The sequence below is a fragment of the Salegentibacter maritimus genome (genome assembly GCF_016236915.1).
Classification (GTDB): domain Bacteria; phylum Bacteroidota; class Bacteroidia; order Flavobacteriales; family Flavobacteriaceae; genus Salegentibacter; species Salegentibacter maritimus.
This window is the reverse complement of the sequence record NZ_JAEHOK010000019.1, coordinates 39,063-60,261: the sequence shown is the minus strand read 5'-3', so window position 1 is coordinate 60,261 and position 21,199 is coordinate 39,063. Positions and strand designations below refer to the sequence as shown.

At 35.6% G+C, this 21,199-nt stretch carries 18 protein-coding genes; 6 read left to right on the top strand and 12 right to left on the bottom strand.

Annotated features, from left to right (window positions below):
• Both I6U49_RS13470 and I6U49_RS13465 read left to right on the top strand, forming a co-directional pair.
• Window positions 1-2,724: T9SS type B sorting domain-containing protein (locus tag I6U49_RS13470; RefSeq protein WP_198629201.1), on the top strand; the 2,724-nt coding region annotated here is incomplete at its 5' end.
• Between the two features lie 62 nt (window positions 2,725-2,786).
• Window positions 2,787-3,710, top strand: coding sequence for a PorP/SprF family type IX secretion system membrane protein (locus tag I6U49_RS13465; protein WP_232804723.1), 924 nt, complete (start codon window positions 2,787-2,789; stop codon window positions 3,708-3,710).
• Between the two features lie 194 nt (window positions 3,711-3,904).
• On the opposite strand, the gene I6U49_RS13460 is transcribed toward I6U49_RS13465, so the two are convergent.
• The 3 genes from I6U49_RS13460 to I6U49_RS13450 form a co-directional block, all read right to left on the bottom strand.
• A complete protein-coding gene (locus tag I6U49_RS13460; protein WP_193709455.1) occupies window positions 3,905-4,357 on the bottom strand; it encodes a cold-shock protein in 453 nt (150 codons plus the stop codon).
• A gap of 295 nt (window positions 4,358-4,652) precedes the next feature.
• Window positions 4,653-5,363, bottom strand: a complete 711-nt coding sequence (locus I6U49_RS13455; RefSeq protein ID WP_193709454.1) for a TVP38/TMEM64 family protein — start codon at window positions 5,361-5,363, stop codon at window positions 4,653-4,655.
• 5 nt (window positions 5,364-5,368) lie between these two features.
• Window positions 5,369-6,226, bottom strand: a complete 858-nt coding sequence (locus I6U49_RS13450) for an SdiA-regulated domain-containing protein (protein ID WP_198629200.1) — start codon at window positions 6,224-6,226, stop codon at window positions 5,369-5,371.
• Window positions 6,227-6,791: 565 nt separating this feature from the next.
• Between I6U49_RS13450 and I6U49_RS13445 the strand changes: the two genes are divergently transcribed.
• Entirely contained in the window at window positions 6,792-6,929 is a 138-nt protein-coding gene (locus I6U49_RS13445; protein WP_198629199.1) for a hypothetical protein, read from the top strand.
• A 182-nt stretch (window positions 6,930-7,111) separates the two neighbouring features.
• On the top strand, window positions 7,112-9,409 hold the full coding sequence (locus tag I6U49_RS13440; RefSeq protein ID WP_198629198.1) for a penicillin-binding protein 1A: 2,298 nt from the start codon (window positions 7,112-7,114) through the stop codon (window positions 9,407-9,409).
• A gap of 177 nt (window positions 9,410-9,586) precedes the next feature.
• On the opposite strand, the gene I6U49_RS13435 is transcribed toward I6U49_RS13440, so the two are convergent.
• Window positions 9,587-11,101: a DEAD/DEAH box helicase gene (locus I6U49_RS13435; RefSeq protein ID WP_193709451.1), complete on the bottom strand. Its 1,515-nt coding sequence runs from the start codon at window positions 11,099-11,101 to the stop codon at window positions 9,587-9,589.
• Between the two features lie 158 nt (window positions 11,102-11,259).
• Between I6U49_RS13435 and I6U49_RS13430 the strand changes: the two genes are divergently transcribed.
• Window positions 11,260-11,955, top strand: coding sequence for a Crp/Fnr family transcriptional regulator (locus I6U49_RS13430; RefSeq protein ID WP_198629197.1), 696 nt, complete (start codon window positions 11,260-11,262; stop codon window positions 11,953-11,955).
• A 118-nt stretch (window positions 11,956-12,073) separates the two neighbouring features.
• Window positions 12,074-12,637 (top strand): hypothetical protein, encoded by a 564-nt coding sequence (locus I6U49_RS13425; protein ID WP_198629196.1) that lies wholly within the window; start codon window positions 12,074-12,076, stop codon window positions 12,635-12,637.
• Between the two features lie 157 nt (window positions 12,638-12,794).
• On the opposite strand, the gene cysM is transcribed toward I6U49_RS13425, so the two are convergent.
• The 8 genes from cysM to I6U49_RS13385 form a co-directional block, all read right to left on the bottom strand.
• Window positions 12,795-13,679, bottom strand: a complete 885-nt coding sequence (cysM, locus tag I6U49_RS13420; protein WP_198629195.1) for a cysteine synthase CysM — start codon at window positions 13,677-13,679, stop codon at window positions 12,795-12,797.
• Window positions 13,679-14,467, bottom strand: coding sequence for a serine O-acetyltransferase EpsC (gene epsC / locus I6U49_RS13415; RefSeq protein ID WP_193709447.1), 789 nt, complete (start codon window positions 14,465-14,467; stop codon window positions 13,679-13,681). Before epsC ends, cysM begins: the two co-directional genes overlap by 1 nt.
• Window positions 14,468-14,671: 204 nt before the next feature.
• Window positions 14,672-15,184: a DUF6155 family protein gene (locus I6U49_RS13410; protein WP_198629194.1), complete on the bottom strand. Its 513-nt coding sequence runs from the start codon at window positions 15,182-15,184 to the stop codon at window positions 14,672-14,674.
• A complete protein-coding gene (locus tag I6U49_RS13405) occupies window positions 15,185-17,428 on the bottom strand; it encodes an FUSC family protein (protein ID WP_232804722.1) in 2,244 nt (747 codons plus the stop codon).
• A gap of 223 nt (window positions 17,429-17,651) precedes the next feature.
• On the bottom strand, window positions 17,652-18,710 hold the full coding sequence (locus tag I6U49_RS13400; RefSeq protein ID WP_198629193.1) for an ArsO family NAD(P)H-dependent flavin-containing monooxygenase: 1,059 nt from the start codon (window positions 18,708-18,710) through the stop codon (window positions 17,652-17,654).
• Window positions 18,710-19,759: an ACR3 family arsenite efflux transporter gene (gene arsB / locus I6U49_RS13395; RefSeq protein WP_198629192.1), complete on the bottom strand. Its 1,050-nt coding sequence runs from the start codon at window positions 19,757-19,759 to the stop codon at window positions 18,710-18,712. The genes I6U49_RS13400 and arsB overlap by 1 nt, the downstream gene beginning before the upstream one ends.
• Window positions 19,760-19,932: 173 nt before the next feature.
• Window positions 19,933-20,265 carry an ArsR/SmtB family transcription factor gene (locus tag I6U49_RS13390; RefSeq protein WP_193709443.1) on the bottom strand — a complete coding sequence of 111 codons (333 nt, stop codon included), beginning with the start codon at window positions 20,263-20,265 and terminating at the stop codon, window positions 19,933-19,935.
• A 196-nt stretch (window positions 20,266-20,461) separates the two neighbouring features.
• Entirely contained in the window at window positions 20,462-21,172 is a 711-nt protein-coding gene (locus I6U49_RS13385) for an SDR family oxidoreductase (protein ID WP_198629191.1), read from the bottom strand.
• Window positions 21,173-21,199: the final 27 nt, after the last annotated feature.

Here is a 21,199-nt window from a genome sequence, read left to right as displayed (position 1 = left end):
GCTACGGGATGTACAGAAATAAGTTTTACCACGGAAACTATTGATACTATTCCAAATTGTACTACAATTAGCAGTCCGGTAGATGGTGCAACCGAGGTTAGCATCAGTGAAAATATTAGCTGGGATGCTGTACCAGATGCCGATGGATATTATGTAAATATCGGAACAACTGTAGGAGGAAATGACCTGGTAAATAATACCGAGCTTACAACAACAACTTATAGCCCTACAATCGATTTCCCTGAAAATACCACAATTTATGTTTCGGTTACTCCTTATAATGCTATTGGTAATGCTACGGGATGTACAGAAATAAGTTTTACCACGGAAACTATTGATACTATTCCAAATTGTACTACAATTAGCAGTCCGGTAGATGGTGCAACCGATGTTAGCATCAGTGAAAATATTACCTGGGATGCTGTACCAAATGCCGATGGATATTATATAAATATCGGGACAACTGCAGGAGGAAATGATCTGGTAAATAATACCGATCTTACAACAATAACTTATAGCCATACAACCGACTTCCCTGAAAACACCACAATCTATGTTTCGGTTACTCCTTATAATGCTATTGGCAATGCTACAGGATGTGCAGAAATAAGTTTTACCACGGAAACTATTGCTACTATTCCAAATTGTACTTCAATTACCAGTCCGCTAGACGGTGCAACCGAGGTTAGCATCAGTGAAAATATTAGCTGGGATGCTGTACCAAATGCTGATGGATATTATGTGAATATCGGGACAACTCCAGGGGGAAATGATCTGGTAAACAATGCTGAGCTGACAACAACAAATTATAGCCCTACAACCGACTTCCCTGAAAATACCACAATCTATGTTTCGGTTACTCCTTATAATGCTATTGGTAATGCTACAGGATGTCCAGAAATAAGTTTTACCACGGAAACTATTGCTACTATTCCAAATTGTACTACAATTAGCAGTCCGGTAGACGGTGCAACCGATGTTAGCATCACTGAAAATATTAGCTGGGATGCTGTACCAAATGCCGATGGATATTATGTGAATATCGGGACAACTCCAGGAGGAAATGATCTGGTAAATAATACCGAGCTGACAACAACAAGTTATAGCCCTGCAACTGATTTCCCTGAAAATACCACAATCTATGTTTCGGTTACTCCTTATAATGCTATTGGCAATGCCACAGGATGTCCAGAAATAAGTTTTACCACAGAGAGCTTCGCAAATCCGAGCGTTCCGGATTGTACTACAATTACCAGTCCGCTAGACGGTGCAACCGAGGTTAGCATCAGTGAAAATATTAGCTGGGATGCTGTACAAGATACCGATGGATATTATATAAATATTGGAACAAATCCAGGAGGAAATGATCTGGTAAATAATACCGACCTTACAACAACTAGTTATACCCCTACAACCGACTTCCCTGAAAACACCACTATCTATGTTTCGGTTACTCCTTATAATGAGGTAGGAAATGCCACAGGCTGTAAAGAAATAAGCTTTACCACGGAAACTATAGCTACTATTCCAAATTGTACTACAATTAGCAGTCCGGTAGACGGTGCAACCGATGTTAGCACCAATGAGGACATTAATTGGGAGGCTGTGCAAGATGCCGATGGATATTATATAAATATCGGGACAACTACAGGGGGAAATGATCTGGTAAACAATGCTGAGCTGACAACAACAACTTATAGCCCTACAACCGATTTCCCTGAAAACACCACTATCTATGTTTCGGTTACTCCTTATAATGTGGTAGGAAGTGCCACAGGATGTACAGAAATAAGTTTTACCACAGAGAGCTTCGCAAATCCGAGCATTCCAAATTGTTCTACAATTACCAGTCCGGTAGACAGTGCAACCGAGGTTAGCATCAGTGAAAATATTAGCTGGGATGCTGTACAAGATGCCGATGGATATTATATAAATATCGGGACAAATCCAGGAGGAAATGACCTGGTAAATAATGCTGAGCTGACAACAACAACTTATAGCCCTACAACCGATTTCCCTGAAAATACCACTATCTATGTTTCGGTTATCCCGTATAATTCGATAGGAAGTGCCACAGCTTGTACAGAAATAAGTTTTACCACAGAAAGCTTCGCAAATCCGAGCGTTCCGGATTGTACTACAATTACCAGTCCGGTAGACGGTACAACCGAGGTTAGCATCAGTGAAAATATTAGCTGGGATGCTGTACAAGATGCCGATGGATATTATATAAATATTGGTACAAATCCAGGAGGAAATGATCTGGTAAATAATACCGAGCTGACAACAACAACTAGTTATAGCCCTACAACCGACTTCCCTGAAAATACCACAATCTATGTTTCGGTTACTCCTTTTAATGCTATTGGTAATGCTACAGGATGTACAGAAATAAGCTTCACCACAGAAACTACTAATATTATTGTAAGCGAAACAAAATATGGCTTTTCACCTAACGATGATGGTATTAACGACTATTGGGTTATTGGGGGAATAGAGAATCATCCTAACAATATAGTTTCCATATATAATCGCTGGGGAGATATTGTATTCCGTATTCAAGGTTATAATAATCAAAACAATGTTTTTAGAGGAATAGCTAACAAATCAACCAAACTTGGAGGTAGCAACTTACCTTCAGGCACGTATTTCTTTACCATTGAAAATATCACTAAAAACCATCGACTTAAAAAATTAAAAGGCTTTCTAGTCTTAAAGCGTTAAAGATCCTCTATGGATTTTTAAGAAAAATGATTGTTACTATTCAAATAACTAAATAGAAATAAATGGCTCAGAAAGTTTACATGACTAAAAAATATAAAACGGCCATAACCACTTGTTTTATTGTTTTTATATGCACCTATATTTCTAGTGCACAACAAACCGCTTTATTCCCGGAATATAATTACAATCCTTTTATATTAAATCCTGCTTATTCCGGAATTGCTGAAAGCCCTGAAGCGTCTATAAGCAATTATGGGTATTTAAATAATATAGAAGGGAGCCCAACAACACTTAGTTTTAGTTTCCATACACCCATTAACAACAATAAAATGGGTTTGGGAGCAGCAGTTTTGCACGATAAAATAGGGGTAACCACCAGTACAAGAGCATTTGTGGCCTATTCTTATAAAATATTTTTCGATGTGGAGAATAATCGGCCTTATTGGCAAGTATACGATCAGAATGTATTGTCCTTTGGTATTACCGCTGGCGTGCAACAGTTTAATGAAAATTTATTGGATTTGGGCATTACCAATGATCCTAAGTTTGATGAAAACATACATGCCCATATTGCCACAATGGGAGTGGGTATTTTATACAATAGGGCAAACTTTTATCTGGGAGTTTCAGCTCCCAATATTTTAGGCGATAAACTAGCATCAAGAAATGATTTGAACCTGAGTAATCCGTTTTATGGTTATTTCGGATATCGTTTTTTCACCAATAGATTTCAGAAAATTATGATTAAACCTAGCGCACTTTTAAAATATGAAAATGGAGCACCATTACAAATAGATGCGAATATTGCCGTAAATTTTAAAAATAAGTTTGAAATTGGTACTGGATATAGAAGTAGCCATTCTATAAATTTTCTAGGTGGAATTTATGCCTTACAAAATTTTAAGTTTGTTTACTACTATAACTTCGGCCTAAAAAATGGGATACTAGGAAATAGTCACGGTATTATCGTAGCCTATAAGTTTTAAAACTAATTTTAATGGCTCAGTATCAAGCTGATCCTAATTTTTAATTCTAAAAAACTACAATCTCCTGAATGTAAAAATAAACACTGTAGCACTTCGTATTTATTCCACCACAAAGCCTAAAACTTTTATTAAAGATTGGGAAAAATAAAAAGGTTTAGCAATATGCATTACCAAACCTTATTGTTATTATAGGTCTACTGCTGTTTTACTCGTACAGCATTCATACCTTTCATTCCTTTTTCAAGTTCAAAGCTTACCTTATCATTTTCATTAATCTCATCGATTAATCCGGTAACGTGAACAAAATACTTTTCGTTATTTTCTGAGTCGATTATAAATCCAAAACCTTTAGAATGGTCAAAAAAGGAGACCTTTCCATTTCTTACAGGATCTTCCTCTGGTAAATCTTCTTTCTTAGGAATACCAATTTCTATACTTTCGGCTTCAACTTCAACCTTTTGGGAAGGATCTGGTGGTGTATCAGTAAGATTACCATCTGCATCTACATAAGCGATCATATCCTCAAAGCTACCTCCTTTATTTGAGTTTTCTTTTCGCTCCTGCTTTCTAAGCTCCTTCTCCTTTCTTTTTTTTATTTTCTTTTTTTCTTTTTCAGTTTTACTAAATGTCTGCTGCGATTTGCCCATTAGTTATGTTTAATTAATAATTAGGTGAGTAAGCTTGGAATTACCTGAAGAGATTACCGGTAGTGGCAAGGCTAATAACCATCTATATGTAAAGAAAGTTAAGAATCCCTGTTAGGATACAGCTTAAACTTTTACAAAGATAAGTGATAGAAATTAAAATACTTAATTTGAAGGAGATAAATTATTTTATGCTAAAGCCAGATGGCCATTTAGTAGATTTTTCAGGTCTCAAGATAAACCTCTCAGCAATAAATTTAGGTTACCAGGTAAATAATTTCTAAATTAAATACTTGAGCTAATTTTTATTCCCTCGTTTATTTTTATCCCACCAAACATATAAAATAAAAATTATTAAGCTTACAATAGACCCCCAGAGTAGACCGGTTTTTAAACCACTTGTACTTTTTCCTATAATGGCTATAAAAATAGTTAATGGTGCGATTCCAACCAGTGTGGCTCCAATAAAACGCCAGTAGCCCATTTTAAGAATGCCACCTACAAAACTAATGGCATCGTTAGAAAGAAACGGATTTATCCTGGTTACAATAACTGCCCAAAAGCCATAATCTTCAATAAAATCTTCTATTTTATTTTCATTCTTTGGGCCAATTAATTTCTTTACGATCACAGGACCAAAATACCTTCCTATAAAGTAACCTACACTAGAAGCCGAAAAAATTGCAGCAAAAATAATTAAGCTTCCAAAGATAGGTCCGTAAGCCAGAATAGAGACTACCATTAACGCAACCGATGGAATTACTATTAAAAACATTTGTGCCACCATGGCCAAAATAAGAACTGTTGGTCCCAGCCATCCAAATTCTGAAACCCAATTGGTTATTCTTTCTTCATCGTTACTGGTTAAAACACTCCAGGCTTCTGAAAAAAAATCTTTAACTCCGGGAATAAAAAAATAAGCCGCAACAAGGGCAATTATTATAGTTCCTGATACTATTAGGGGTGCTTTACTTTTCTTAACTGAAGTGGTCTCTATAGAATCGGCCATAAACCTTATTTGCTATTTAGTTTAACTCTTAAAATATTTGCAGGCTGTCTTCGGCTTTCGTTAGAAATATACAAGCGGTTTTTTTCATCAAAATCTAAAGCCTCGGGTTGCGGAAAAGTCTCTGTGTCTAAAATATGAATATTACTTTCTGTTCCATTTTTTTGGAGGATAATAAGTTTTGGTTGATTTCCCTCTAAAACATATAATTCTCCCGTTTTTGGATGAAACCTTATGGCAGAGGGCCTAATTACCTGTGATGCCTTCCCCCCTACTAAATCTTTATAGATTTTAGCTTCACCATCCAGGCTTACAAAAGTTTGCTCTTCTACAGTTTTAGTAGAAAGATTAAAAGCATAAATTTCCTTAATAGCTTTACGATTATTATATTCTTTTACAGCAAAGAGCAAACGATTATTTACTCTATCTATTTCCAAACTTTCTACATCATTTATATCTAATCCCGATACCTGATAACTATTCGTTTTAAAACTTTTACTCCTAAAATTTTTAACCTCAATAATTTTGGCATCGCTTCTAAGTACATAAGCCGTATCTTCCAGAACAGCAATATCTTCGTAATCGCCAGGTTCTCCAAATTCAATGCGCGATGTAATTTTTGAGGTTTCCAAATTAAAAATAAAGATGGTACCATCTTCATCCTGGATACAAGCCATTTCATTATTTCCTAAATAACTGATACCTGAAATTTCTTCTAGAATGGGTGGTAATTCCCACTTCTTTTCAATAGAATAGGTTTTATTAGCATCATCAAAAGAAATATAACTATTGTCCTTAAAGATCCAGTATATAAGTCCGGCTACAATAAAAATTGCAGCTATAATCCCCAAAATTATTCTATTCATTTTCATAAGGTTTCTAGAATAAGATCCTAAAGTAAGTTTATTCCTAAGCTTTGCCTGTATAATTAAATATTATTAACAGACGAATTTAAAAATTAGCTTAAAAAGCAAGTCCAAAACCCGTCAAAAACCCCCTAATTTGTTAAAAATAAGTTAATTTAGTACTGTTTATAACATAGTACTGTAACAAACAAGATTACTAACAGTCTATTAGGTATAACATTTAAATTATAGAAATTATGAAAACTTCAGAAACCATTAGCAGAGCACTCTTTAATCAGGAAAGAAATAGTACTAAGAAAAACTGGAATAGTAAAAGACGTTATTTAAGATAATCCTAAAACCTAGAAATTATGAAAACTTCAGAAACCATTAGCAGAGCATTTTTTAATCAGGAAAAAAATAGTACTAAGAAAAACTGGAATAGTAAAAGACGCTATTTAAGATAATCCTAAAACCTAGAAATTATGAAAACCTTTCAAAACAATCGTCCTTTTTTAAATCAGTTAAAATCAAACCATCGTAGTAACTGGGATATAAAACGTCGTTACTAAAAAAACTTAACATTATGAAAATCCACGAATATATCAACCGAAATTTTGGAAGCGTAAGAGATTGCCAGTTATATGGGAAAAAGCCAAATATTAAATTTCAGGAAAATTTTACAAGAAACAACTGGCATTTAAACCATCAACCTATGTGTTGATCTTAAAATAAATTCTTTATGAAATGTATTATTCCTTAGCCGGCACAATGTAATTTGTGACCGGCTTTTTTATAGCCAATTTTAGATACACCTGAAAACCTGCACTTTAAAAACTTAAAAAATCTTTAAATAGGAAACCCTTTTTATATGGTATTTGTTTATTTGTAACAATAAAATTTACTATGCTCAATAAAATTAAAAGGAAACCCTGGCTTAAATGGGCTTTCATAACTCTGGTAAGTCTTTTTAGCGTTTTTATAATATTTTTTGCCAGCATTTATTTTGGAGCCTGGGGTGAACTCCCTTCCTCTACCGAATTAAAAGAACTCAGACAAAACAGGGCTACAGAGGTTCTGGCCGATAATGGTGAACTTATTGGGAAATTTTATGTTTTTGACCGGCAACCCATTACATTTGAAGAACTTCCCAGTCATTTAATTAACGCACTGGTCGCAACTGAAGACGCACGCTTTTTTGAACACAACGGAATTGATAACCGCAGTCTTCTAAGGGTGCTTTTTAAATCTATTCTACTTCAGGACGATTCTTCCGGTGGTGGTAGTACTATTAGCCTTCAATTGGCAAAAAATATCTACGGAAGAAAAGATTATGGACCGCTTGGAATTGTTGTCAATAAATTTCAGGAAGCCATTATCGCAAAAAGGCTGGAAGATATCTATTCAAAAGAAGATATTCTCAAACTTTATTTCAATACGGTACCTTTTAGTGATAATACCTACGGAATAGAGAGTGCTTCTATGAAATTCTTCGGGAAACATACCTCAGAAATCAATCTTGAAGAAGCCGCCGTTTTAGTAGGCACATTAAAAGCATCCCATTCTTATAATCCAAGAATTTTCCCTGAAAGAAGTCGGTTGCGAAGGGATGTTGTTTTAGAACAAATGGGAAAGTATGGCTATTTAACAGAGGCCGAAGTAAATGAAGCAAAGCAAAAAGCATTGGTTCTTAATTACAAAAACTATGGTCACGATAAAGGATTGGCTCCCTATTTTAGGGCGCAAATAAGAAAAGACTTGAGTAAAATCCTGGATACATTAAAAAACAAGGATGGTAAAAAGTTTAATATTTATAGAGATGGTTTAAGTATACACACCACCTTAAATTATAAAATGCAAAGTTTGGCCGAAGAGGCATTAAAAGAACATTTGCGGGCTCTTCAAAAACAGCACGAAGAAGCCTGGGGAAAGAGTGCCCCCTGGTTAACAAATCAAAACATAGTAAAAGAAGCCCTTAAGAAAACCTCGACCTGGAAAAAACTGGCCACGGAAGGCAAAAGTGAGAACCAAATTCTGGAAATTTTAAATAGAAAAAAATCAATAGAACTTTTTGATTACGATAAAGTTGAAACTAGAAATATTAGCACTAAAGACAGTGTAGCACATTATTTAAAATTCCTAAACGCAGGGATGCTGGCCGTTACACCACAAACCGGTGCAGTACAGGCCTGGGTTGGCGGCATAGACTTTAGATATTTTAAATACGATCATGTTTCACAAAGTAAGCGCCAGGTAGGCTCTACATTCAAGCCGTTTGTTTACACCGCAGCCCTTGAGAATGGGATGGATCCATGCACCTACTTTTCGGCAAGAGAAGTAAGTTATGCCAATGGCTGGACTCCTTCTAATTCAGGAGGTGATGAAGAAGATCCGCATATAAATTATAACTTAAAGGAAGCGCTAAGTAAGTCTATGAATACTATTGCCGTTAAAGTACTTATGGAGACAGGAATTCAAGCGGTAGTGAACCAGGCAAAAGCTATGGGTATAAATTCTGAACTCCCCAAAGTTCCATCAATCGCATTGGGAACGGCTTCTTTAAGTCTAACCGAGTTAACCAAGGCTTATACGCCATTTGTGAATAATGGAAAAACGAGTAAGCCTTTTTATATCTCCAGAATTGAAGATGACCAGGGAAACATTTTAGCTGAATTTAAGCCTGAAATTTCAGAGGCCCCATCTATTTCTGAAACCAACCGAAAAATCATGATAAACATGATGAAAGCTACGGTAAACCAGGGAACGGCCACCAGGCTAAGAACCACTTACGGATTAAGGAATGATATTGCGGGCAAGACAGGTACTACACAAAACAACAAAGATGGCTGGTTTGTGGGTATTACCCCCAACCTACTTGCAGTTACCTGGGTTGGTGCCGACGACCATAGAATAGGCTTCAGAAACACCTATATTGGCCAGGGAGCAAATTCGGCATTACCAATTTTTGCTAAACTCATGCAAAAACTGAATATGGATACCAGCTTTAACGATATCACAAAAGCCCGGTTTGCTCCTATCTCTTCTGAAATTAGTGAAATGTTGGATTGCGATCCGGTAAAAAGAGACGGTTTTTTTAAACGTTTATTTGGTGGAAGCGATAAGGATAAACCTGAAAAAGAGGAGAAAAAAGAGAAAAAGAAAGGCTTCTTTAAACGCCTTTTTGGTGGGAAAGATAAAGACTAGAAGCTATAGAAAACAAACTTACTAAAGTACTATAAAAGGTCCATAGCTGATATAAAATTGTAAAAAAGGCATTATTAATTAAACAATTTATTTAAATATTGTTTAATTAATAATGCCCATGCACTCGATCTTCGAGATTTAATGCATTTAAAGCTTACCAGGAGAGGTAATTTGCTTCTAAAATTCTTTATTGATGGCCATTCTCAGTTTTCTCGAGTAATCCTCTTCCAGCCAATCGCGATAATTCTTGGTACTTTTACTAATACAATAAGAGTATTGTTTAATTCTTGAAGCAATATCGTCTTTTAGTTCTTTGGCCAAAATTCGAGCATCAAAAACATCTTCAGAATTTTCTACGCACATTTTTACGTGTTGCTCCATAGACCATTCTAAAACCGCCTTCGATTTTAATCCTTTTTTTATAACCTCATCATAAGCTTCTTCCACATCAAAATCTACATTTTCGGATTTAGAAAATTGCTCTCGTATTTCGGGAGGCATTACATATTTAAATTCCCGCTCTATTTCTTCATCACTCAATAAATTTTCAAAATAGAAATCTGGGGCTCTAAAAATTTGTTTCCAGTCTACCGGGGCACTCCATTCGCCAAATCTTGCTAGGTTATTACCTAAATCTATCACGTTAAATTCAGATTTTCCCGGTAAGACCCTTGATCCTCTACCAATCATTTGAAAATAAAGGGTTAATGATTTTGTAGCCCTATTCAAAACTATAGTTTCTACCGTAGGTTCATCAAAACCGGTAGTAAGAATACTAACGGAGGTTACAATAGCGTCAGGCGTATGTTTAAACCATTTTAAAATATCCTTTCTATCCTGTTTACTAGTGGTGTTATCCAGGTGCCGAATAGGCAAACCTGCATTTCTAAAGGTTTCATAGACCTCTATTGACGTATTGATACCATTATTAAAAATAAGTGTTTTCTTACCGCGGGAACGCTCGTAATAGGCATTTAACAACTTTTCCTGCATAGAAATGTTAGAATACAATTCTTCAGAAGATTTTACGGTATAATCTCCATTCATTCCTACCTTTAAACTCGTAAGGCCTACGTTGTAACTAAAGGTATTTGCCCGGGCCAAAAAGCCTTTTTCAATAAGAGAGCCTATAGAATCACCTACAATTAATTCGCGGTAATTATCTTTCATAGGCAACTTAATATTGGAGCTAAGTGGTGTAGCCGTAACTCCAAGTATAAAGCATTTTTCAAAAAATTTGAATAGTTTTCTAAATGAATTATAATGGGCTTCATCTATAATTACCAAACCAATGTCCTGAATCTCCAATTTCTCGTCGTGTAGACGATTGTTCAGGGTTTCTACCATGGCTACAAAGCACATGTAATTTTCCTGGTCTGGTAATTCCTTTACCTTAGAATTAATAATCTTGTTACGTACCCCAAACCCATCTAGCATATTAGAGGTTTGTTTACACAACTCGATTCTATGGGTAAGAATAAGTACTTTTTTTTGAGTTCGTTGAATATATTCCCGCACCATTTGTGAAAATATAACCGTTTTACCACCGCCTGTAGGCAACTGATAAAGAAGGTTATAATGTTCAGGATGCTTATCTATCACACCAAAGATTTTGTCTATATCTTTTTGTTGATAGTCATAAAGTTGTTTATCTACTTTCTTATCTTCTATTCCAAAGGTTTCCACCGCCATAATTTTTGTTCAAATCTGCAAGTTTGCAAAAATAGCTGATTTCTTAGGTTTAAAGAAATATTTAGGAAACAAATACGAATTAAAAGGGAAGAATTTATTAAATTTAGAACTTATTTCTACTCTCCCCGGTTGACTCATTTTTTTCAAACTGCTTGATTATGAATAAGAACGGTAGTACAAACAGGAGTGGCTTAGATGTTATAGGTAATAACCTTCTTTTTAATGATTTTAAGCAGGAAACTCTGGCTGAAATCGCCTCTAACTTTGTAAAGGAGATTTGGCCGGCACGCACTTGCAGCAACTGCAAAAATTTAAAGCATAAATTTCATATTATAATTTCAGGACGTTTAAAGGTATATCAAACCAACAAAGAAACTGGTAGGGAGTTTACCCTGTTTTTACTGAAGCAAAACGATTTTTTTGATGTAATTTCTTTAGTTGATAATTGTAATCATAAAATTTATTACGAGTCTTTAGAGGAAGTACATATGTTAACGACCCCTACCTTTACCATGCAAAAATGGTTAAAATTATATCCCGAGCTTAATGAAAAACTGCTAACATACATAGGGAAACAGCTTCTACGCGTTGAAGACTATGCTATTAATCATACTTTTTTCGAAATTCCGGCACGTCTTGCAAGGTTAATTTTAAAAAACCTGAATCATGAATCTCAAAAGCTAGAGTATATACATGATCTTTCTAACGACGAAATAGCAAATTTAATAGGCTCTACAAGAGCTGTAGTTAACAGGCATTTCCAAAATTTTAAAAAGGAAGGTATTTTGAAAATAAGCCGAAAAAAAATGGAAGTAATTAACTTACCACTACTTTTAAAGAAAGCAACTAATTAATAAACAACCGTTAAAAACTATTAAAGCTTGAAATACTGCTACTTAGGTAGTTTTATTGGGCTTAAGAGAAGATTACTTTTGGCATATAATTATTTATTAATCTCTAAAATAAAATATTATGAAAAAGTTAATCTTAAGCCTATTGTGTTTCACCATTGTGGGAATGGTATATTCACAAGGCATAATTAAGCTAGACGAATTAAGGATGGATTTTAATCCAAAGTCTCTGGAAATTGACGAAACATCAAATTCACTAACATTTCAGGTTAGTGAAGACTACGTTGGACAATTTCACGCTAATCCTTTAAAATATGCAAGAGAAAATTTTAGCATTGAAGATTTTATTGAGGCCAATCAGGATAAAGGCTACGATAAATATACCGTAAGTTTTATTACCAATAAAGGTAAACTAAAAGTAAATTATAATAGAAATGGTGAGGTTATTTCCAGTAACCAACGCTTTGTAGACGTTAATTTACCAAATAGAACCCTTGTAAAAATCTTAAGAGCTAATGAAGGTTACAGTATTGTAGGAACCAAACATTTGGCATTTACAAAGTCTGGATGGACTATTGATAAAGAATATTATAAAGTGAAACTTGAAAATGGTAAAAACAAGAAAAATGTAAAAATGAATGTTACTAGAGACGCCACAGGTTATGCTGTAGCTACTTTAGAGTAAAACACCTCGGGGTAAGTTCAAAAGAAATTTATTGAAACAAATTTCAATTTCGAGGCAAGCAGCCGGGTATTATACCCATTGGTTTTGCCAACAAAGCCACTTAAATAGCTTCTATATTCACTCCGGAAATTTTTTTTCAATTTCCGGAGTATTTATTTTAATCAAAAATATGAGACGATAAATAACGGTCCCCACGATCGCAAACTATACTAACAACAACACCTTCCTCTAATTCATTACATAGTCTAAGAGCGGCAGCAGCGGCACCTCCACTACTCATACCGGCAAAAATCCCTTCTTCTTCGGCCAGTTTTTTAGTCATTGAAACAGCTTCCTCCTCACTTACCTCCAGTATTCGGTCTACTTTTGTAGGTACAAAAATTTTAGGAAGATAGGCTTCGGGCCATTTTCTAATTCCGGGAATTCTGGAGTTATCGGTTGGTTGCACCCCAACAATTTGAATTTCATTATTCTTTTCCTTTAAATAGGTAGAAGTTCCCATAATGGTTCCGGTAGTTCCCATAGAAGAAACAAAATGCGATATTTTATGCCGGGTATCGTTCCAAATTTCTGGTCCGGTAGTATGATAATGGGCCTGCCAATTATCATTATTACTAAACTGATTGATCATAAAATAATCACCTTCGGCCATTTTAGTTTCTGCATAATCCCTGGCTCCTTCAATACCCCCTTCGGCATCTGTAAGTGTAACTTTAGCTCCATATGCACGCATAGTTTGTACACGTTCTATGGTAGAATTTTCGGGCATTACCAATTCAATATCTAATTTAAATATCCTAGCTACCATAGCAAGGGCTATACCGGTATTTCCGCTTGTGGCTTCAATAAGTTTAGTTTCCCGGGTTATGTCTCCCCTATCTAGTGCACTTTTAATCATATTATAGGCTGCACGATCCTTTACACTTCCTCCCGGGTTTTGACCTTCAAGCTTAAAGTAGAGTTCCACCTTTGGGTTTTCAACTAAAGTTTGGGCTTTCACCAAAGGTGTATTTCCTATTAAATCTAATATAGAATTATTCATTATCTATTCGTATTTTTTATATTGATTTGTGGATTATGTGAAACCATGGAGTTTTTAGGCACAGAAGCCGTTAACCATACATTTCCTCCTATCACACTATTGGCCCCTATAATTGTTTCACCTCCTAAAATAGTAGCATTCGCATAAATTGTAACATTTTTTTCTATGGTAGGATGCCTTTTTACATCTTTTAAATTGCGATCTACATAAAGTGCCCCCAGGGTTACTCCCTGGTAGATCTTTACATTATCTTCTATAACCGCTGTTTCACCTATTACCACTCCTGTGGCATGATCTATAAAGAAAGGTGTACCAATATGCGCTCCCGGGTTAATATCTGTTCCGGTAAGGGCATGTGCGCACTCGGCCATTAAACGTGGCACAAGTGGAAGACCGAATTTATAAAACTCATGGCTAAAACGATAAATAGCTATAGCGAAAAAACCGGGATAAGAAAGAATAACTTCTTCTATGGAATTTGCTGCAGGATCATTCTCTGAAATTGCCCTGGCATCTTTATGTAGTTTTTTTAAAATTTCGGGCAATCTATCTAAATATTCCTGCCAAATATCCCTACAGGGGGTATCTGGCTCCCAGCACACCAAATCTGCAAGTTCTTCAAAATCTTCTCCTAACTTTTTAATATTTTCTTTTACAGGCGTTTCTTCATCAAACAACGTGTAAAATAGGTTATTGGTAAAGGCTTCAGTTTTTTCCTTAATACTGAATTTTAAATTTGGTAAATTTTTTTGTGCCTTTATTTTCTCTATAACTTCACTCTGGCTCATTTAAAACTGCAATTTTTAGAAAGGTACTTTTCGTTTTATTCCAAAAGTAAACAATAGCAAATCAAATTCTACCTAATTTATTATAAATGCTTTCAATGAGCCTATTTAATTTCTATACGAAATAAAAATATTAAGTTCTCTTCTACTTATAAAAGCCTCTCTCTAAATATCCACTCAAATATAAAAGTCAGTTATAAAAGGTATTTATTGAAATTGCATTTCTATCTTTTCAAACCTGTATGAATTAGGCCATTTTTGTCGTTCGGCTTCGGATGCAATCTTTAAGATCCTAAGCTTAAATTCAGGTAGGATACCTTCTTTTAAAATAAACTTTACCGCTTCTTCAAAAGATTTAAACATACTTTTACAGAATGCTTCTTTCAAATTATTTTTTTCTTCAGCATATGTTTGGGCAATTTCAATATTAAAAAGCATAAGGTCTGCTGTTAAATGTGGTTCTACACCAAGCTGCTGAAAATGCTTGATTTCTTTTTGAGCTATAGATCTACGGGCTTTAGGTTTACGCCTGGTTTCCGGAAAATATTCTTTAGATATTTTTAATTTAGCCTTCCGTATAAGTTCTTCTTCTCGTGGATTAAAAACAAAGTCGTAAAAAACCTTTACGGGTTTAAAACGCTCATAAAGGTCTATAATTTGTTCTTCCAATTCTTCTTTTGGTAAATCCTGAAGGTATTTTTTTAACTGGCGTTTACTCATTTAGCTGAATTTTGTTTTCGCTATAGTTTTTTGAAGGTTTTCTGAAATCTCCAACAACCATTGTAATTGACTGCTAACTAATTGCGCTTCCTGTAATTTTAACTGCACCTCTTTTTGACCTTTTCCCGATTCTTCTTTTAACTGGTTTTCTCTTTCTAGAAGTAGTTTTTTATAGGTTTTAAACAACTCTGAAGCTGCTTTTTGAGTTCGGGTAGGATCAACATCCTGTAGTTGCCTGATATCTTCAAGGCCCATTTTGGCATTTTCCAAATTGGTGCTAATATGAAAAACAAAAATCTCGAAATTTTTTGAAGCAGCCGTAGTCTTATGGTTTTGAATAAAAGTTCCTAGCGAGGCCAGTGCAGAAAGGAAGGTTTGGTTTAAACCTACAATTTTATAAAGTTGCCCTAATTCCTTTTGTCTAAATTTTGGCTCCTGCGTCATTCTTTGAAAAGAGGCACTTAAATTACCCATTTCCAGAAATGCTTTTTTTCTGGAAAGCTTATAGGAAGTTGGCAAACTGCCTTTTTTATGATAAAAAGCATCAATTTCTTGCAGGTAAGTTTTATTGGCCCTTATACTTTCGGCAATCACACTTTTAATATGTTGTGATTCCCAGGCAGGCCAAAGAAGAATATTCCCCAACGCAGCCAGGCCGGCCCCCAAAACAGTGTCTATCACCCTAAATTGAATCACACTAAAAACATCGGGTTTTAAAAGGGAGTAAATAAAGATAATACTTAAGGTTATAAAAACAGCCGCAGTACGATAATTACGCTGCAATAAGGAAAATGCCAGGGTTAACGAAAACAGGCCTAAAACACCGTACACAACCTGGTTTTTAACTACCAAAACAATTCCCAGGGCAATAACGGCACCTATTAGGGTTCCTAGAATTCGCTGTTTAGAACGATCTTTGGTAAGCCCGTAATTTGGGCGCATAATTACCACTATAGTGAGAATTATCCAATAAGCATTTTCAAAAGAAAAATATAGTCCAATACCAAAACCTACTAAAACAACGATAGCAAGCCTTAATGAATGTTTAAAAATTGGCGAGCCAAAATTAAAATTTTCAATTAGAAGTTTGGGGTCATAATCCTGTGGGGTAATAAACTGCGAAACTTCTTTATTTTTTAACAAAGTAGTTTCCCGGGTATCTAAATTATGCAATACCCTAATAATGGTATTAATTTTTTGTCCCTGCTTTTCTAAATAATCAAATAGATTTTGAAGCAAAAAGGCCTTTTCGGTATTATCGGAAGCAATAAGCCCACGAACTTCCTTAAAGTTCTTCTCTATCCCTTTTAAATACGCCCTAATTTCTTTGGAGCTAGCTTCTTTTTTCTTTTCTATAACAATAGAAATTTCATCCAGTTGAAAAGCAATCTTCTTAATTAATTTTTTAAATCGATGCAGCAGTTCCCGGTCTTCCCCTAGAACTTCATCCATTTTATTATAGTCTACGGGATTGGCCATGGCCAATTCCAGGATATCTACCAATTCTATAAAAATAAGCAATCTCTTACGTGCATAATTAGAATTTCCGGAAGCCCGCCTCGCATTTATTAGAAGGTTTCTAAGGCTTTCGTGTTTCTCGTTAAGATCGCTTTGTAGCAAGAATAATTCTTTCTGAAGTTTTTCGCGCTCCCCTGTTTCAGTAAGCAAATGTGCCCTTGTTTTAAGGTACTGCGCAGTTAGCTCGAGGCATTCGGCCAAAAGTTGTTCTGTATGCTGTTTAGGTTTTATAAGAGTCCAAAGATTACTCAATAATAAATAGAAAATTCCACCGGCAGTAATAAGAAGTCCGCGTTCCCAGGGAAGAATTTCAGTAGAAATATTGGCAAAACTTAACACTATGGCAAATAGTCCGGCAAAAGCAACCAGGGAAGCCCTAAATCCATAAACAGCCAAATAAGCTATCCCGAACATTAAAAGTCCCAAAAGCGGGAAAACCAGCCAGAGATAAGCTGATGCATAGGCCATAATTATCGAAACTATTCCCGCCAGCAAGGCTGCTATAATAACTCCAAAATTGCGATGCCTAAAGCTACCGGGGATATCACTGGGCGAACTTAATAAAGCTCCCATTGCCAATACCGAACCTATTTCAGAATTCCCCAACCAAATAGAAACCCCTACCGGCAAACCAATAGACAAGGTAAGCACCATAGCTTTAGAAAAGTCGGTACTTCTAAGGTATTTCAGGAATTCCTGCCAGTAATTGGGAATAATATTGGGCAAATTTGATGCTTTTTTATCGGTAAAGTTACGGTGTATTATAGGTTTTTTCGCACTTCTTTAAGAAATCATAACATTTACTCCATCATAGAAGCCTGATTAGAAGAATATCTTTAGTTCATTGCCTCCTAAAAAAATTCCTTTTTTATTGGCACCGCCAAAGCATGAAATATCAATAATACAGTAAATTTTTAGGTTGTTCAACTTATTATTGTATAGGTATAAATTAAAGACCCTTTAAATATTCGGTTAGCTCTTTTACTGTAGCCCGGGCGCTTCTACCAACCCCAATTAAAGTAGCGCTGGCATACCCCGTCCATCTACCATAACCTACCAGCCAAAGTCCTTCTGTTTGTTTGGCTTTTGTCCCTTCAGTTTTAATTTTCCCCTTCTCATCCAAATGGGCAATATTTTTTAAATGATTAGTAGCATAGTGAAAACCGGTACACCAAATAATAATATCAAACACTTGCCGTGTTCCATCTTCCCAAATCACGCCATCTTGCGTAAATCCGCTTAACTTACCTTTACTTACAAGTACTCCTCTTTCCCTGGCTTGCTTAACGGCAGGAAGCATAACAATATCGCCAAGATTATAATTTTTGGGATTAAATTCCCTCCCTTCTTTTTCAGCTTTATATTTAGCTGTGGCCACATTAAAAAGCACGCTACCGTCTACATCGTCTGGTAAAAATTCAGGTTCTTTTAAAGTGGCCCAACTGGTGTGTGCCACTTTAGAAACTTCGGCTAAAATTTGGGCGCCAGAGTTTCCTTCCCCAACAACAAGTACCTTCCTATGCTCTAATTTATCTGTATTTCTATATTGCGATGAATGAATTTGTTTTCCGCGGAAAGTTTCCATTCCCTCAATTTTGGGTATATAAGGTGCATTCCAGGTTCCGGTAGCCGAAATTACTGACTTTGAAAAAAATTCCCCTTCCGAAGTTTTAAGCCTGAATACAGCCAATTCTTTTTCCACATTTGTGACGTTTATCGGCCTTTTAATTGGAAAATCGTATCGTTCTTCATACGCACACAAATAGTTAATTACATGGTTTTTATCGGGAAACTTATCTTTAGCTTTTGGCATTAACCAACCCGGAAGCGAAGCGTGCTCTGCCGGGGAAAATAAACTTAAAGAATCCCAGGTTTTTTGCCAGGCCCCGCCGCAAGTTTCCTGCTCGTCAAGTATTAGGTAATTCAGGCTTGTTCTTTTCACGTAATAAGCACAGGCAAGTGCGCTTTGCCCACCTCCAATTATTATTACATCATAGATTTCAGCCATTAGCCTAATTTTTCTTTCGGATAATATTTCTGTTTCAGCCAAAATGCCACGCTAACCAGGCCTATTAAAACAGGAACTTCAATTAAGGGCCCAATCACACCTGCAAAGGCCTGCCCACTGTTTATTCCGAAGACCGCAATAGCTACCGCAATAGCAAGTTCAAAATTATTACCTGTTGCCGTAAAAGAAATGGAGGCATTTTGTTTATAACCAGCTCCAAAATATTTCGAAATAAAGAAACTTATAAAAAACATTGAGACGAAATAAATCACTAAAGGAATAGCTATTAAAACAATATCTACCGGAATATTTACTATGGTTTCTCCTTTTAAACTAAACATAACCAAAATGGTGAATAGTAATGCGATAAGGGTAAGTGGAGAAACTGCCGGAAGAAATTTGTTTTTATACCAGTCTTCGCCTTTGACCCTAACCAAAAACACCCTACTTAAATAGCCTGCCAGAAAAGGAATACCAAGGTAAATAGCAACGCTTTCTGCAATGGTTCCTATTGAAATATCTACAATGGCAGCTTCAAACCCAAAATAGGGTGGTAAAACAGTAATAAAAACCCAGGCATAAAAACTATAGAAGAATATTTGAAAAATACTATTTAAAGCCACCAAACCGGCGCCATATTCGCTACTACCTTCAGCAAGATCATTCCATACCAAAACCATTGCGATACAACGGGCCAGCCCAATTAAAATAAGCCCAACCATATATTCGGGATGATCCTGAAGAAAAATGATAGCTAGAAAAAACATCAATAAAGGCCCTATTATCCAATTAAGTAATAAGGAAATACCAAGGATCTTTATATTCTTAAAAATGCCCGGTAAATACTTATAATTTACTTTAGCCAAAGGGGGATACATCATTAAAATTAATCCAATGGCGATAGGAATATTGGTAGCACCTACACTATACGAATTTATAACACCGGCGCTTTGCGGAACATAATAACCAATAGCCACCCCTATAAACATGGCCAGAAAAATCCATAAACTTAGATATTTATCGAGAAATCCCATTTTCTTTTGAGTCATAAACAGATAGAATTTTTATTGGCACCGCCAAAGGGTGTAATGCCCCGAGGCTTGCCGCGAAAGTAAAATTTGTTTCCAACGGATACCTCTTGGGCTTGCCCAGAGGTAATTTACCTAAAAGGAAAATTTAAAATTTTTAGAAAGAACAATAATGCTTATTTAGTTTAAGTGAATTAGCAGCAATCATCATTCATTGGAATATGCGTATCAAAAAAACTATGAAAAAGCTGCTTCACCTCTTCCCATTTTTTAGTATTAATACAATAGCACACGCGCGTACCTTCAATATCACCCTTTATTAGCCCAATATTCTTTAATTCCTTTAGATGTTGGGAAATGGTAGGTTGCGCCAGCCCTACTTCCTGCACCAAATCACCGCAAATACAGGATTTAGATTTTATTATTTCTTGCAAAATTGCAATCCGTGCGGGATGGCCCAGTACTTTAGCGATACCAGCAAGTTCGTTTTGCGACCTTGTAAACATTTCAGATTTTGTAAGCCCCATATAAATTGTTTATTGCAATATTACGATAAATGAACCGATAAAAAAAGAGGCTGTTTGGAAAGTTTAATTGTCGTTAAGCCAAATTTCTTTCTGTGTCTATGATGTCTTCAATAAGACACTTAGATTTTGACATAAATTCAAAATAACCGATAAAATAACCTTTTAAAACAGCCTCTAAATATAACTTAATAAAAAATTATTTTTTTGGTGGCTGCGATGGTCTTACCTCTATCTTACTTGGTAGCGTACGCTTATTCATTTTTAAAAGATCTACTACTAACTCGCCAATATCTTCAGGTTGTATCTTCCAGGCATCTTCAGCATTTGGCGTATGATTGTTAAAATGAGTAGCTACAGATCCGGGCATTATGGTGCTTACATTCACTCCTTTTTGTCTAAGATCTAGCATCACCGCTTGTGTAAATCCTGTTAGGCCAAATTTGCTGGCATTATAAGCAGCTCCTCCTGCAAAAAAATTAGTTCCGGCTAAGCTGGAAATAGTAATAAGGTATCCTTTAGATTTTTCTAGAGCTTCTAAACTAGCTTTAACACTGTAAAATACACCGGTAAGATTGGTGTCTATCGTTTCCTGCCATTGTTTTGGTGATAACTCGTTTATGGAACCAAAATGCCCAATTCCGGCATTGGCTACCATCACATCCATTTGTCCAAATTTATCTATAGCTGCTTTTACAGCCTTTTCCTGACTTTCGTAATTTCTTACATCGGCTTCGAGACCCAAGGCATCGGTTGCACTTAAATCTTTAGCAGCTTTTTCAGCAGCCTCTTTAGATCTGCTTGTAATAGCTACCTTCATCCCTAAATCTAACAACGCCTGGGCTACTCCATAACCTATACCTTTACTTCCACCGGTTATAAATGCCACTTTTCCTTTTAATGAATTCATAGTATTTCTTATTTTTTTTGATTGAGT